The 13,581-nt window shown below is 32.4% G+C and carries 15 protein-coding genes; 6 read left to right on the forward strand and 9 right to left on the reverse strand.

The window, feature by feature from the left end; genetic code table 11:
• On the forward strand, window positions 1-147 hold a 147-nt coding region (locus AC8IGH_RS03710; RefSeq protein ID WP_507419384.1), incomplete at its 5' end, for a 4a-hydroxytetrahydrobiopterin dehydratase.
• On the opposite strand, the gene purH is transcribed toward AC8IGH_RS03710, so the two are convergent.
• The 6 genes from purH to AC8IGH_RS03740 all read right to left on the reverse strand — a co-directional run bounded on the left by purH (window position 137) and on the right by AC8IGH_RS03740 (window position 6,622).
• Window positions 137-1,696 carry a bifunctional phosphoribosylaminoimidazolecarboxamide formyltransferase/IMP cyclohydrolase gene (gene purH, locus AC8IGH_RS03715; protein ID WP_507419371.1) on the reverse strand — a complete coding sequence of 520 codons (1,560 nt, stop codon included), beginning with the start codon at window positions 1,694-1,696 and terminating at the stop codon, window positions 137-139. The genes AC8IGH_RS03710 and purH overlap by 11 nt on opposite strands.
• A 24-nt stretch (window positions 1,697-1,720) precedes the next feature.
• Window positions 1,721-3,373: a heparinase II/III domain-containing protein gene (locus tag AC8IGH_RS03720; protein ID WP_507419372.1), complete on the reverse strand. Its 1,653-nt coding sequence runs from the start codon at window positions 3,371-3,373 to the stop codon at window positions 1,721-1,723.
• A complete protein-coding gene (gene rpe / locus AC8IGH_RS03725; protein ID WP_507419373.1) occupies window positions 3,374-4,039 on the reverse strand; it encodes a ribulose-phosphate 3-epimerase in 666 nt (221 codons plus the stop codon).
• A 33-nt stretch (window positions 4,040-4,072) separates the two neighbouring features.
• Window positions 4,073-4,429 (reverse strand): hypothetical protein, encoded by a 357-nt coding sequence (locus tag AC8IGH_RS03730; protein ID WP_507419385.1) that lies wholly within the window; start codon window positions 4,427-4,429, stop codon window positions 4,073-4,075.
• Window positions 4,430-4,490: 61 nt separating this feature from the next.
• A complete protein-coding gene (locus tag AC8IGH_RS03735; RefSeq protein ID WP_507419374.1) occupies window positions 4,491-6,353 on the reverse strand; it encodes a sodium:solute symporter family protein in 1,863 nt (620 codons plus the stop codon).
• Window positions 6,353-6,622 carry a DUF4212 domain-containing protein gene (locus AC8IGH_RS03740; protein ID WP_507419375.1) on the reverse strand — a complete coding sequence of 90 codons (270 nt, stop codon included), beginning with the start codon at window positions 6,620-6,622 and terminating at the stop codon, window positions 6,353-6,355. Before AC8IGH_RS03740 ends, AC8IGH_RS03735 begins: the two co-directional genes overlap by 1 nt.
• Window positions 6,623-6,715: 93 nt before the next feature.
• On the opposite strand from AC8IGH_RS03740, the gene AC8IGH_RS03745 reads away from it, so the two are divergent.
• Both AC8IGH_RS03745 and AC8IGH_RS03750 read left to right on the forward strand, forming a co-directional pair.
• Window positions 6,716-7,348: an esterase gene (locus AC8IGH_RS03745; RefSeq protein ID WP_507419376.1), complete on the forward strand. Its 633-nt coding sequence runs from the start codon at window positions 6,716-6,718 to the stop codon at window positions 7,346-7,348.
• A 3-nt stretch (window positions 7,349-7,351) separates the two neighbouring features.
• Window positions 7,352-7,519 carry a DUF1674 domain-containing protein gene (locus AC8IGH_RS03750; RefSeq protein WP_507419377.1) on the forward strand — a complete coding sequence of 56 codons (168 nt, stop codon included), beginning with the start codon at window positions 7,352-7,354 and terminating at the stop codon, window positions 7,517-7,519.
• A gap of 1 nt (window position 7,520) precedes the next feature.
• Here AC8IGH_RS03750 and acs read toward each other — a convergent pair whose 3' ends face one another.
• The 3 genes from acs to tsaD form a co-directional block, all read right to left on the reverse strand.
• Window positions 7,521-9,458, reverse strand: a complete 1,938-nt coding sequence (gene acs / locus AC8IGH_RS03755) for an acetate--CoA ligase (RefSeq protein ID WP_507419378.1) — start codon at window positions 9,456-9,458, stop codon at window positions 7,521-7,523.
• A gap of 20 nt (window positions 9,459-9,478) precedes the next feature.
• The gene (locus AC8IGH_RS03760) at window positions 9,479-9,892 is read right to left on the reverse strand and encodes an EVE domain-containing protein (protein WP_507419379.1); all 414 of its coding nucleotides are present in this window, start codon (window positions 9,890-9,892) and stop codon (window positions 9,479-9,481) included.
• Between the two features lie 95 nt (window positions 9,893-9,987).
• Window positions 9,988-11,061, reverse strand: a complete 1,074-nt coding sequence (tsaD, locus tag AC8IGH_RS03765; RefSeq protein WP_507419380.1) for a tRNA (adenosine(37)-N6)-threonylcarbamoyltransferase complex transferase subunit TsaD — start codon at window positions 11,059-11,061, stop codon at window positions 9,988-9,990.
• A 76-nt stretch (window positions 11,062-11,137) separates the two neighbouring features.
• Here tsaD and hemC point away from each other — a divergent pair, with 76 nt between their 5' ends.
• From hemC to AC8IGH_RS03780, 3 genes are all read left to right on the forward strand, one after another.
• Entirely contained in the window at window positions 11,138-12,109 is a 972-nt protein-coding gene (gene hemC / locus AC8IGH_RS03770) for a hydroxymethylbilane synthase (protein WP_507419381.1), read from the forward strand.
• Complete coding sequence (locus AC8IGH_RS03775) at window positions 12,078-12,770, forward strand: uroporphyrinogen-III synthase (protein WP_507419382.1); 693 nt, start codon at window positions 12,078-12,080, stop codon at window positions 12,768-12,770. Before hemC ends, AC8IGH_RS03775 begins: the two co-directional genes overlap by 32 nt.
• Before the next feature lie 14 nt (window positions 12,771-12,784).
• Window positions 12,785-13,581: bifunctional 5,10-methylenetetrahydrofolate dehydrogenase/5,10-methenyltetrahydrofolate cyclohydrolase (locus tag AC8IGH_RS03780; RefSeq protein WP_507419383.1), on the forward strand; the 797-nt coding region annotated here is incomplete at its 3' end.

Consider the following 13,581-nt stretch of genomic DNA (forward strand, 5'->3'; position numbering starts at 1 on the left):
TCAAATCTTGCTGAAGAGGAAGGTCATCACCCAGATTTAAAATTTGGCTGGGGTTATGCAGAAGTTAATATATTTACACATGCAATCAATGGACTTTCTTTAAGCGATTTTATCTTAGCCTCTAAGATAGATATGATTAGTGTCTAAAGTTTCTAATTCCAGTAAATACCATTGCAATTCCGGCTTTCTCTGCTGCAGCTATTACTTCATCATCTTTAATTGATCCGCCTGGTTGGATAATGCATTTAACTCCAATTTTAATTAGCTCATTTAATCCATCGGCGAATGGAAAAAAGGCATCTGATGCTGCAACACTTCCTTTAATTTCATCTTTAAAAAATTCTGTAGCATTATGACATGCAATTTTACTTGAAGCTAATCTATTGGTTTGACCAGCACCGATACCAAGTGTTTTATTATTCTTTGCTATAACAATGGCATTGGATTTTACAAATTTGCAAACTTTGAATGCAAATATTAAATCATCTAATTCTTTATCGGTTGGTTTATTTTTAGTTACAATTTTTAATTCTTTTTTATTAATTTCAATTTGATCTTTGTCTTGGATTAAAAAATTATCACCCAAGAATGTGTATGAAAATTTATCCTGTTCTTTAAAGTTTTCTAAAGAGATTAATCTTAAGTTCTTCTTCTTTTCAAAAATTTCTAAACTTTTTTTACTAAAGGCTCTTGCAATAATCACCTCGTAGAATGTCTTTGTAATCTCATTAGCAAGCTTTTCATCGACTTCCCTATTAAAGCTTACAATACCTCCAAAAGCACTAATAGGATCGCTAGAAAGGGCTAATTCGTAGGATTTAAGGGCATTCCCTGCGATAGCACAGCCACAAGGATTGTTGTGTTTTACGATAACACAAGAACTATCTATTTCTCCTAATTCTTGAGTTATAGAAACTGCCGAATACATATCTAGATAGTTGTTATAACTCAGCTCTTTTCCTTGAATTTGTTTTATCTTGGATAAGAAATCATTTTTGTAATTAATTTTGTAAACAGAGGCTTGTTGATGAGGATTTTCTCCATATCTTAATTTATCTTTAAGCTGGCCTGCAATTGTAATTTTTTTTGGAAATTTATTATCTCTTAAATCATTCATCCAATTAGATATTACAGAGTCATAATAAGCAGTTTCAAGAAATGAATCTGTTGCAAGTTTTTTTCTAAATTCAAAAGAGGTTGATCCTTTATTATTATTTAATTCATTTATTAAATCAGGATACTGATCAGTACTTGAGATAACCGTTGTAAATTTAAAATTTTTAGCCGAAGATCTCACCATTGCAGGACCACCAATATCAATATTCTCAATCATGGTGTCAAAGTCTGCTTTTTCTAAAAGTTTTTTTTCAAACGGATAAAGATTGACGATGAGAAGATTTATAAAATCAATATCTTCTTTTTTTATTTGTTCTAAATGATCTTTATCATCAGCTTTTGCAAGAAGACCCCCGTGAATTTTTGGATGTAATGTTTTAAGTCTCCCATCCAAGATTTCTGGAAACTTTGTATATTCTGAAATTTCAGTGCATTTAAAACCAAGATCTTTTATAAATTTATAACTCCCACCAGTACTAATGATCTCAATATTATTTGCTTTTAAACACTCAAGAACCTCTTTTAGATTTGTTTTATCGGAAACAGAGATTAAGGCTTTTTTTATTTTAATCAGTTGCATGAAGAAGCATTCGGTATACGATTTTTATTTGGCTTTTTCTAGATGCCAAATAATATTTGTGTTTTCATTTTCTATGTTGCCCTCAAGTAAAATAAACGAGGATTCTTTAATATTATCTGGGTTACCAAAATAAAGGTTTTTTTCAATTTTAGTTGGTATTTGAGGACTTCTAAATATCCAACCATCACCTTCATTAGAGCTAAGCAAGATATCATTACCCATAGTTTTGGTAATACGTATATCGGGGTGAATATGGAATCTTACGCTAAAAGTTAAATTTTTACTCTCTAGATTTTTACATTTTAGATTATCAATTCCTTCAATATGATTTTTTGATTTAAACAAAGTTATTTGTCGTTCGTGTAGTATTTTAAATCTTTTCTCATACCCGTCGTGAGCTACAACACATTGAATAAACTCCTTATCATTTTTAAATTCTTTCTTAATAATATTATCTTTATCAATAAGAGAGTTTCCAAAATATTTTCTAATCAGAGCATTCTTTTGAAATATACAAGACGAGGTATCATTTATTGTAAGTGTTGAATGAGCTGCAGTTGATGAGCTTAAATAAGATAATTGTTCACCAAGATTTTTTCCTGATCCAGAATTGCATATAAACTTAACTCCTCCCGATGACAGTTCAAATGATAATGCACCTGCCTGATAGTTTTTTGCATACAAAATTGACGGGGGATTGTTAGCATCTATAAATAATTCAATTTTTTTGGATTTAATTTTTCCATAACCACAGAAAATATTTTCCATATTTTCAAATTCATAACCTCTAGTTTCTAAAAGATCATAGAATCTTTCAGTATTGATATGATTAGCTCCATTAAATAAAGGAAGATCCCCATTTGAAAATCTTAAAAATTTAAAACAGATTCCAAGGGAATTAATATAAATATTTATAAAAGCAGGAGTTTGCTTTCTAGATAATGTTAACCATTCTTTAATAAGAACTAAAAAATATAAAGTCCAAAATAGATCTTCAGGGTTTTTAGTTTTAACAAATCCATCTTTGCCGATAAAACTTCCAAGTTCATCTTCTAAATTTTTAAGTCCATATTGAGTATATTCTTCATACTGCTCAAAGGAATTTCCAACCAAGATTAAGGCTGCAAGAGATCTTATTTTATCAATACCCCTGTTAACTAGGTTAATATTTTTAAACAAATGTTTGGTTTGTTTGACAATATTATTAATAACTTTGCTTCTGAAAATAAGATCGCTATTTTTAAAAATGATTTCATAACTTGAGATCCAATAAATTAACCGCATCGTAATTACATCTAATGTCCAATATTTCTCATTATAATTTGAAAAATTATTGATCCATTGATCAACAATTAAGCAGCCTAATTCTTTTTCAGTTTTAATATTGAGTGCTGGAAGCCAACAAAAATTATGAAGTTTTTTAGTTTTATTTTCTTCTAGATTAGTAATTTTCCAAAGATTAGTTGTAAATTTTCTAACACTATTCAATATGATGGGGTCATGATTAATAAGATCTTGGATTAAAAATATATTAGAGGATTCATAAATACGATGGGGTTGAATTCCACCTAAAGAAACATTGTAATTAGAACTTTTAAATTTTTTCTCTCTTAATCGATCTTGAAAACTTTTTTTTAACGATAAAAGATAAAGATTAAATGTATTGAGAGTGGACACTTAAGCGCAATTTCTTAATTTTTGGATATTATCTTTTAAAGAACCAGAAAAAATAGTGGTTCCAGAAACTAAAATATTTGCACCTGCTTTTACTGCAAGTGGTGCAGTTTCAAAATTAATCCCACCATCAATTTCAATATCAATTTTAAGTTTTTTATCATTAATTAATTTTCTAAGCTCAGTCACTTTTGGCAAAACCTCACTCATAAAACTTTGTCCTGCAAAACCAGGGTTTACACTCATAATTAAAATAAGATCAATTTCATTAATAACGTCCATTAAAGCACTAATCGGTGTTTTAGGATTTAAAGAAACCCCAGCCTTTTTTCCTAAAGATTTAATGGTGCTAACAGCTCTTTTTAAATTATCAGTTGCTTCTGGGTGTATAGTAATAATATCTGAGCCTGCATCAGCGAATGCTTTAATATATTTTTCAACGGGAGAGATCATTAAGTGTACATCGAATGGAATCTTTGTGCATTTTCTAATCATTTTTATAATGGGAGGTCCCATGGTAATATTTTGCACAAAGTGGCCGTCCATAACATCAACGTGGATTAAATCGGCACCCGCTTTTTCTAAACTTTTAATTTCATCGCCTAGAATACTAAAATCAGCAGATAAAATAGAGGGTGATATTTTTATATTTTGTGCCACAGCACACAATTAAATGAATTTAAGAATTTTAAAATGTTTTTTTTAAAATTGTTTCTGGAAAAATTTTAAAAGAAAATGTGTAATTTCGCTCTCTAATGGAAAAGATAGCATTCCCATTACAGAATAGCCAAGAAGCCAAGGTATAAAGTAAAATCTGAACATATAAAAGAACCAAGCCACGTATAAAGGTACGAATATTGGAATTAAGAAATTTGGAGTTATAATTCTAAACAATCTGATTACAGGGTTAGTCGCCAGCACAAAAATACGCATAAAGAAAAATTTAGAATCTTCTCTTTGGAATAAATTCATGGCTGATCTTCCAATTAACGTCCACATTATTATACCAAAAATATAATCTATAACGATGACCCAGATTGGAAAGGCTTGAAGCGACATTAAGTTTTGAAATTTATGAAGGTTCAAGGGGCAATAAAATTGCCCCTTGATAATTTTTTAATTAGCTATGTTTAATGATCTCTTTTCCAGTGGAAATTCGACATTCATCAACCATATCTTGGATTGCTTTGCTCTCAGGTTTTGTAATTAAACTTACAACAACCATTGTAACTAAAGAAACAGTAGCTCCAACGATACCAAAGCGTAAGCTGTCAATACCAGGTGCCCAACTTGGGATTGGTTGACCCATGAACGCTGGTGTAACGTAAATTAGATACCATGTTCCTGAGACAAGCCCAGCTATCATTCCAGCTATTGCGCCAGATCTGGTAGCTCTCTTCCACCAAACACCTAACACAAGCGGCCAGAATAATCCTGACATTGCAAAGTCAAACGCCCAAGCAACTCCAGAAAGAATTGCAGAACCAACTCCTCCGCTAGTGAAACGGTAACTAGCAGCAAAAGCTGCAAGGACACCAATTATAACTAGAAGTGATCGTGCAACAAGTAATCGAGTTGTAACGCTCGCTTTTGGATCTATCATTTTATAATAAACGTCATGTGATAATGCGTTTGCTATAGCAAGAATTAATCCGTCAGCAGTTGACATCGCAGCAGCTAAACCACCCGCAGCAACTAGTCCAGATACGAAGTAAGGTAGACCAGCAACTTCAGGAGTCGCAAGCACAACAACGTCAGCTCGCATAAACCATTCGTTTAATTGAAGGATTCCATCTTTGTTTAAGTCAGCAATATGCACTTGACCTACAGCCATCCAGTTTTTAACCCACTCAATTTGCATAACATCAGAAATTTTCTTTCCAATAATTGCAGTTTTGAAGTTTGGATCAAGTAACTGAACTTTAGATAGAGTCGCAAGCATTGGTGCAGAGAAGTATAGTAGGAAGATAAAGAATAGTGACCAACCTACTGATCTTCTAGCAGAAGTAACAGATGGAGTAGTAAAGTATCTCATTAAAATGTGAGGTAACGATGCTGTTCCAACCATCATACAAATCGCAAGAGAAATGTAACTCCATGCTGCCATTCCACTAGCAGGAACTGCTGAGTGTGGAACAGAGATTGAAGCTAATCCCGCTGGGACTCCCGCTGCTTTTAATGCATCAGGTGCGTTTTTAACTAGACCATATTGTGCTTCAAGTTCTGCTAAACGCTGAACCTCAGCTCCAAGTGATACATGTGGAAATATACCAAAACCATTTTTCCAGCTCATCCAGAAAATTGGAAGAAGGTAAGCAATAATTAACACGATGTATTGAGCCACTTGTGTCCAAGTAACCGCTCTCATACCGCCTAACATTGCGCAAAGTAGAATACTTACTAATCCTACCCAGATACCAATTTCAAATGGTATTCCCAAAGCTCTTGATGCGATTGTACCTGTAGCATTGATCTGAGCAGTCACATACGTGAACGATGCTAAGAATAATACTATAACCGCAAAAAATCTTGGAAGGTTTCCGCCGTATCTTGTTCCAATAAAATCTGGCACTGTGTAGCAGCCAAATTTTCTTAAATATGGAGCAAGTAAGCTTGATACTAAAACGTATCCTCCTGTCCAACCTACTAAGAATGCCATGTAAGTGTATCCACCGAAGTAAATACCACCCGCCATCGCAACGAAAGATGCTCCAGACATCCAGTCAGCAGCTGTTGCCATTCCGTTAAACACGGTTGGAACTTGTCTGCCCGCTAGATAATAAGCATCTACCTGTACCGTTCTAGAAATAACTCCGATACCAGCGTAGATTATGATCGTAAAACCAACGAAACATAGTCCGATAGTTTTAGCTGACATACCCATTTTTTCTGCAAGGGCCATCAGCAGGACGAATACTGCAAACCCACCAGTATACATTCCGTATATTTTTGGTAGGTCGTTTATAAATTTACTTTTAGCCATTAGTCATCCTCCCTGTCTTTGTCTGAAAAGCCAAACTCTTCATCAATTTTTTCTTGTCTTGAGTTACTCCAGAAAATTAAAATGACGAATGCAAGAAGTGATCCTTGCGCTGTCATATAATAAGCTAATGGATAACCAAGCAACTTAAATTGATTAAGTTCAACTCCAAAGGCAAATATAAGTATCGAGAAGAAGAACCAAATGATCATAGTTATGATCATAAGAGTTCTTGTGGCTGACCAATGTGCTTCTTGTTTTGGTGTTGCCATTTTTTCCCCCTTTTATTTTGTTATTGGCAAAACCCTAACCGAATTGATATCTAATGGAAAGATATAATCTTTTAAATAAAATGTTGAAATTCAATGGTTTTTGAAAATAACAATAAAATTAAACAACTCAAAAGTGCATTAATAGAACTTTTATTAAAACCGACGCTTCGGCTGATTTTAGGTGAAAAGAAAATACAAAATATTCAGGATATTGAAAATTTTACAAAAAAAAGATCAGCACACATTACTCAAAGTACCTTGTATGGCTATTTAAGAACAAGAATTGGGGTTCGCTACGTAACTTCATTCCAAGATGAGGCTTTTTTAAAATCAATTAACATTGCAAGATGGAATATTTATTCTGTGGCAGTACAAGATTTGCTTAATTATATTTTTTCTTATTTATTTGTAACTCAGAATTTTAGAAATTTAGAAGAAACACAGAGAATTTATAATAATATTTTATTAGAACAAAAGGCACATGGACTTACAAATGATATTATAGAAAAATCTTTAGTCGATTATGAGAAAAGATTTAAGGAAATTAATTGGAATAATTATCACGCTCAAGATCCGTTTAAAGATAGTTCATACGCTTTATTTTATTGGTCCCCAATCGCTGATGAACTTAAAGATTTAGATAAAGAAATTGTAATTAATTCCATGCAATTAAAATGGAAAAATATTACTGAAGAATTTAGAGAATTAATTCAGCCTATAAAATAAAATATGAAAAAAAATTTTGAAGATTATGCAAAACAAGCAATAGAAGAGTCTAATAGTAGAAAAAAGTTGGATCAAAAAAAGAAACAGACCAAAGAAATCAATGGTCCCAAGGGATTAGAACCCACCCGTTATGGGGATTGGGAAAAGAAAGGTATAACTTACGACTTTTAGATTATTTATTTAATCTATTATCAATCAAACTTTGCACCACTGTTGGATCTGCAAGCGTTGAAGTATCGCCAAGATTATCAAATTGATTTTCAGCAACCTTTCGAAGAATCCTTCTCATAATTTTACCAGATCTAGTTTTTGGTAAACCTGGCGTGTAATGAATCAGATCAGGAGTTGCAAGGGGTCCAATAATCTTTCTCACTAAATCTTTTAATTCTTTTGTAAGGGCATCTGATCCTGTTTCACCCACTTTTAAAGTCACATAACAGTATAAACCTTGTCCTTTAATATCGTGTGGGTACCCAACAACTGCAGCTTCAGCAACTTTTGGATGGGCAACAAATGCGCTTTCAATTTCAGCGGTTCCAAGATTATGTCCTGATACAATAATGACATCATCTACTCGGCCCGTAATCCAATAATATCCATCCTCATCTCTTCTACAACCATCCCCAGTAAAGTATTTACCGTCATGTTGTGAAAAATAAGTATCAATAAATCTTTGATGGTCTCCATAAACAGTTCGCATCTGTCCAGGCCAAGAATCTGACATACAAAGCCTACCCTCGCATGCTCCTTTAAGTTCATTCCCTTTTTCATCAACAACAGCAGGCTTTATTCCATAAAATGGTTTTGTCGCGGATCCTGGTTTTAAATCAATAGCACCTGGCTGAGGAGCTATTAAAATTCCACCGGTTTCAGTCTGCCACCATGTGTCAACAATTGGACAACGAGAGTCGCCAACAACCTTATGATACCAAATCCAAGCTTCAGGATTTATTGGTTCGCCAACAGAGCCTAAAAGTTTAAGTGATTTTCTACTTGTTTTTTTAACCATCGCATCACCCTCACGCATTAAAGCTCTAAGAGCGGTTGGAGCAGTATAGAAAATATTTACTTTGTGTTTATCAATTACTTGCCAGAAACGACTTGCGTCAGGATAACTTGGAACTCCTTCAAAAACTAAAGTTGTGGCTCCATTGGATAGTGGTCCGTAAACAATATAACTGTGACCTGTTACCCAACCAATATCCGCTGTACACCAATAAATATCTCCATCTTTATAATCAAAAATATATTGATGAGTCATTGAAGCGTAAACCAAATAACCACCTGTGGTATGCAGAGCTCCTTTTGGCTTTCCAGTAGATCCAGAAGTGTAAAGAATGAATAAAGGATCTTCCGCATTCATTTCTTCAGGTTTGCAGGTTGTTGACATTTTAGAAGTAAGTTCGTGATACCAAACATCCCGTTTTGCATCGAAAGGAACGTTACCTCCAGTTCTTTTAAGGACGATACATTTTTTAACATTTGGACATTTTTTTAATGCCTCATCAATATTTTTCTTTAACGGAATAACTTTCTGACCTCTTAATCCTTCATCAGCCGTAATTACAAATTCTGATTTACAATCTAAAATTCTATTAACAATAGAGTCAGGAGAAAAACCGCCAAATACTACAGAATGAATCGCTCCAATTCTTGTACAAGCAAGCATCGCATAAACTCCCTCTGGAACCATTGGCATGTAAATTGTAACTCGATCACCTTTTTTAACTCCAATTTCTTTTAATCCATTTGCTAGTTTACAAACCTGATCACTTAATTCTTGATAGGTAATATTTTTAGATTCCTTTGGATCATCTCCTTCAAAAATAATTGCAGTTTGTTTTGCTCTTTTTGGAAGGTGTCTATCTATGCAATTATAAGAAACATTTGTAGTCCCATCATAGAACCATTTGATTGAAACTTTTTTTGTGCTGTAAGTTATTTCTTTAACTTTTGTGTAGGGTTTAAACCAATGAATTCTTTTTCCTTCGTTTTCCCAAAATTTTTCGTTACTAGTTATAGATTCTTTATACTTAGCCTCGTAAGATGATTGATTGACGTGAGAATTTTTTGCCCAATCCGCAGGTACTTTAAAAAGTTTATCGCTCATTGATCCCCTATTTTTTTTTATTAAATTCTACCCATCTTACAAATTATTTTCCAGCTTTTTGAATCTATAGGCATCACTGATAATCTGCTTTGTTTTATAAGGGGTAAGTGTGAAATTTCCTTATTTTTCTTTATATCGGCTAAAGAAATGGGTTTTTCTAAGTCCTTAACATAGGCAATTTTAACCGCCACAAACTTTCCTTCTTTATCTGTTGGATCAATAAATGCTGGTTTGATAATCTTAACAATTCCAATAATTTTTTTATCTTCATTAGAATGATAAAAAAAACAAAAATCATTAGATTTCATTTGTTTTAAGTAATTTGCAGCTTGATAATTTCTAACTCCATCCCAAATAGTTCCTTTTGAACCAGCTTTTTTTTGATCAGCAAATGACCATACTGAAGGTTCTGATTTCACTAACCAATAGTTCATATGAATTTTTTTCTATTTTTAAGGGGTGTTCGTGTCAAAACAAAGCCAAACTTATTCATATAAATCAATGATTTTCTAAAATGATCACTATAAAATTAATATTTTACTCCTGCTCCTTTTAAAAAAGGTGCATCAGGATCTAAAGGCCATCTTGGCTTTGCAATAACCTCAAGATTATCTTTAATTCCTTTTTTAAATCTTTCAATTCCAGCCCAGGCAATCATAACCCCATTGTCACTACAAAGTTCAGTAGGGGGAAAGAAATTTTCAAAATCCATTTCCTTGCTTAATTTGTCTAAATTAATTCTAATGCTTTTGTTTGAAGCAACTCCACCAGATATTACAAAAACTCTTTTATCTTTTTTATATTTAGAAATAAATTCAGTCATGGCTGCTCTACATTTAACGTAAAGAATTTCATTAATTGTTTTTTGAAAAGAGGCTGCAAGATTTTCTTTTTCTTTTTCAGTCTTTATTTGGGATGACAATTGTAGGATTGCTGTTTTTAATCCAGCAAAAGATAAATTGCATCCTGGATGATTTAATATTGGTTTTGGTAAAATATAAGTTTTTTCATCTCCGTTTTTTGCAAGCTTTTCAATTTTGGGTCCACCTGGAAATTCAAGACCAATCATTTTTGCAGTTTTATCAAAAGTTTCCCCAAGCGCATCATCAATAGTTGTTCCAATTCTTTTATATTTTCCAACTCCTTCAACGATCAAAAATTGGGTATGGCCACCGGAAACCAAAAGCAAAAGATAAGGAAAATTTATTGTATTAAAAATCCTTGCTGTCAGTGCGTGACCTTCTAGATGATTAATTGCAAGGAATGGTTTTTTTAAAATTCCAGCTATACTTTTGCCAGCACTTAACCCAACCATTAAACAAACTAATAGACCAGGACCAGCCGTTGCTGCAATACCATCTAATTCTTCAAATTTACATTTACTATCATCCATGGCTTTTTTAATGATAATATCAATTTTTTCAGCATGTGATCTTGCTGCGTTTTCTGGTACCACACCTCCAAATTTTAAATGTTCATCAATTTGGCTAGAGACTACGTTTGATAATATTTGAACATTGCCTTTAGTATCTTCCCTTACAATTGCTGCAGCAGTTTCGTCGCAACTAGTCTCGATTCCAAGGAATGTTAAATCTTTTTTCATAGATGTATTGAGTGTGATCACCTGTCGCTATAAAAAGTAGCGCTAATATACAGCAAAATGTTATTAAATCAGCAAAATGTTAAGAAATAGAAAAATTATCATTGGCACTCGAGGAAGCAGATTATCACTCGCTCAGACAGAACATTTTCGAGATGAATTACTACTTGCTTATCCAGATGTTAAGGCTGAGCAATTAATAATTAAAATTATTAAAACATCAGGAGATAAATTTAAAACTGAAAATTTAGGAATGATGGGGGGCAAAGGGCTTTTCGTCAAAGAACTCGAAGAATCTTTGCTTGAAAAATCGATTGATGTTGCGGTTCATTCTCTTAAAGATGTACCAACTTTTTCGTCAAATAAATTATCACTTGCTTGTTATTTAAAAAGAACAGATGAACGAGATGCATTCTTATCACCTATTGCAAGTTCATTTGCTAATTTAAAATCGGGTTCTACTGTTGGAACGTCTTCAGTTAGGAGATTTTCTCAATTAAAGAGATTAAGGAATGATCTAAAAATTATTCCAATCAGAGGCAATATTGATACTAGAATTAATAAAATGAAAGAGGGAATCTTTGACTCAATTGTGCTTGCTGCTTCGGGATTAAAAAGATTAGGTTTTCATACCGAAGTTAAACAATATTTTGAAAAGGATGTTATTATTCCATCTGCCGGTCAAGGGATTGTAACTGTTCAATGCAGAGATGAAGATTTAGAAATTAAAGAAATGTTAAAAGTGGTAAATGATAAAGAAACACAAATTTTAGCAGATGCAGAACGTTCTTTATTAGAAGTATTAAATGGTGCATGTGACACTCCAGTTGGGGCTAATGCTATTATTAATGACGATGGAGAATTATTTTTGCAGGCTGAGTTATTGTCTTTGGACGGCACAAAATCTTTTAGAGCGCATAAAACTGGAATTTCAGAAAAAGCAAAAAGTATAGGAATTGATGTAGCTGAAGAAATTTTATCTAAAGCTGGAGATGATTTTATTATTTCGGAGACAAAACTTGCACATACTATTCACAAAAAGTCAGAATAGTTCTGAAACTTTAATTAAAAAATTTATCGAAAAAGGTCATCGAGTCACTAATTTCCCAATATTAAATATAAAACCAATCGTAATTCCTGACATTAATTTTAAAGACTTTAGTGTAATAATTTTTACAAGCTCTAATGCTATTTTAAATCTGAAAAATATAAAAAATATTAACCACCTTAAATGTTTTTGTGTTGGCGAAGAGACAGCAGAGAATGCTAAAAAAATCGGATTTTTAAATATTCAAGTTGCTGGAGGAAATTATATTCAGCTTCGCGATTTAATTTTTAAGAATTGTGAAAAGTCTAAAGAAAAATTTATTTATGTTAGAGGAGAATTTGTTTCTAATGATTTAGAAGGAGACTTTAAAGAAAAAGGTTATAATTTAAAAAGTGTTATTAATTATACCACAGAGCCAAATTTAAATACTGATTATCAGTTAATTGAAGATTTAAAAAATAAACTAGTGGATGTTATTTTTGTTTACTCGAAGAGAGCGGCAGATCAATTATTGAAAATGATTTTAAATCATCAGATTACAAATGATCTAGATAACTGTTGTTTGAATTGTATTAGTATTAATGTTGCAAATACTTTAAAAAGACTGAAGTGGAAAAAAATTAAAATTTTTTCACCAGGTGAAGAAGAATTATCATTGTTATAAAAGGATTTTTTTAAGTGATTATAGATGGAAAAAAGTTTGCTCAAAAATTAAAAAGTAAAATAAAAAGAGAAATTCAATCTTTAAGAAAGAAAAAAAGATTAACCCCGGGTCTTGCTGTTATTCTAATAGGGAATCATGCACCAAGCGAAATTTATGTTAGAAATAAACAAATCTCAGCAAAAGAAGTTGGGATTAATTCTAAAGTTTTAAGATTTAAAAGTTCAATTACTGAAAAAAAATTAATCTCAGTTATTCGAAAATTAAATAAAGATAAAAAAATTCACGGCATATTAGTGCAGTTACCTCTACCCAATCACATCGGTGGTCAAAAAATTATTGAAGAGATTGATGCAAAAAAAGATGTAGATGGCCTGCATCCAATAAACGTTGGAAATTTGTCTTCTGGAAAAGAGTCTTTAGTATCTTGTACTCCCCTTGGATGTTATTTGATGATTAAGAGTGTTAAGAAAAATTTAACAGGGCTTAATGCCCTTATTATTGGCAGATCTAATTTAAACGGTAAACCTATGGCTCAATTATTATTAAAAGAAGATTGTACTGTTACTATTAGTCATTCAAAGACAAAGAATCTAAAAGAATTATGTAGGAGAGCTGACATTATTGTTGCAGCAGTGGGTAGGGCAAATTTAGTTAAAGGTAATTGGGTAAAAAAAGGAGCAATTGTAATTGATGTGGGTATCAATAGAGTTAAAAAAAATAAAGATTATAAAATAGTAGGTGACGTTGATTTTAAATCTGTGGTTAAAAAAGCAAAAGTTATTACACCAGTTCCAGGAGGTGTTGGTCCTGT

This window comes from Candidatus Allofontibacter sp. (genome assembly GCF_038145245.1).
In the GTDB taxonomy this organism is placed as follows: Bacteria; Pseudomonadota; Alphaproteobacteria; order Pelagibacterales; family Pelagibacteraceae; genus Fontibacterium.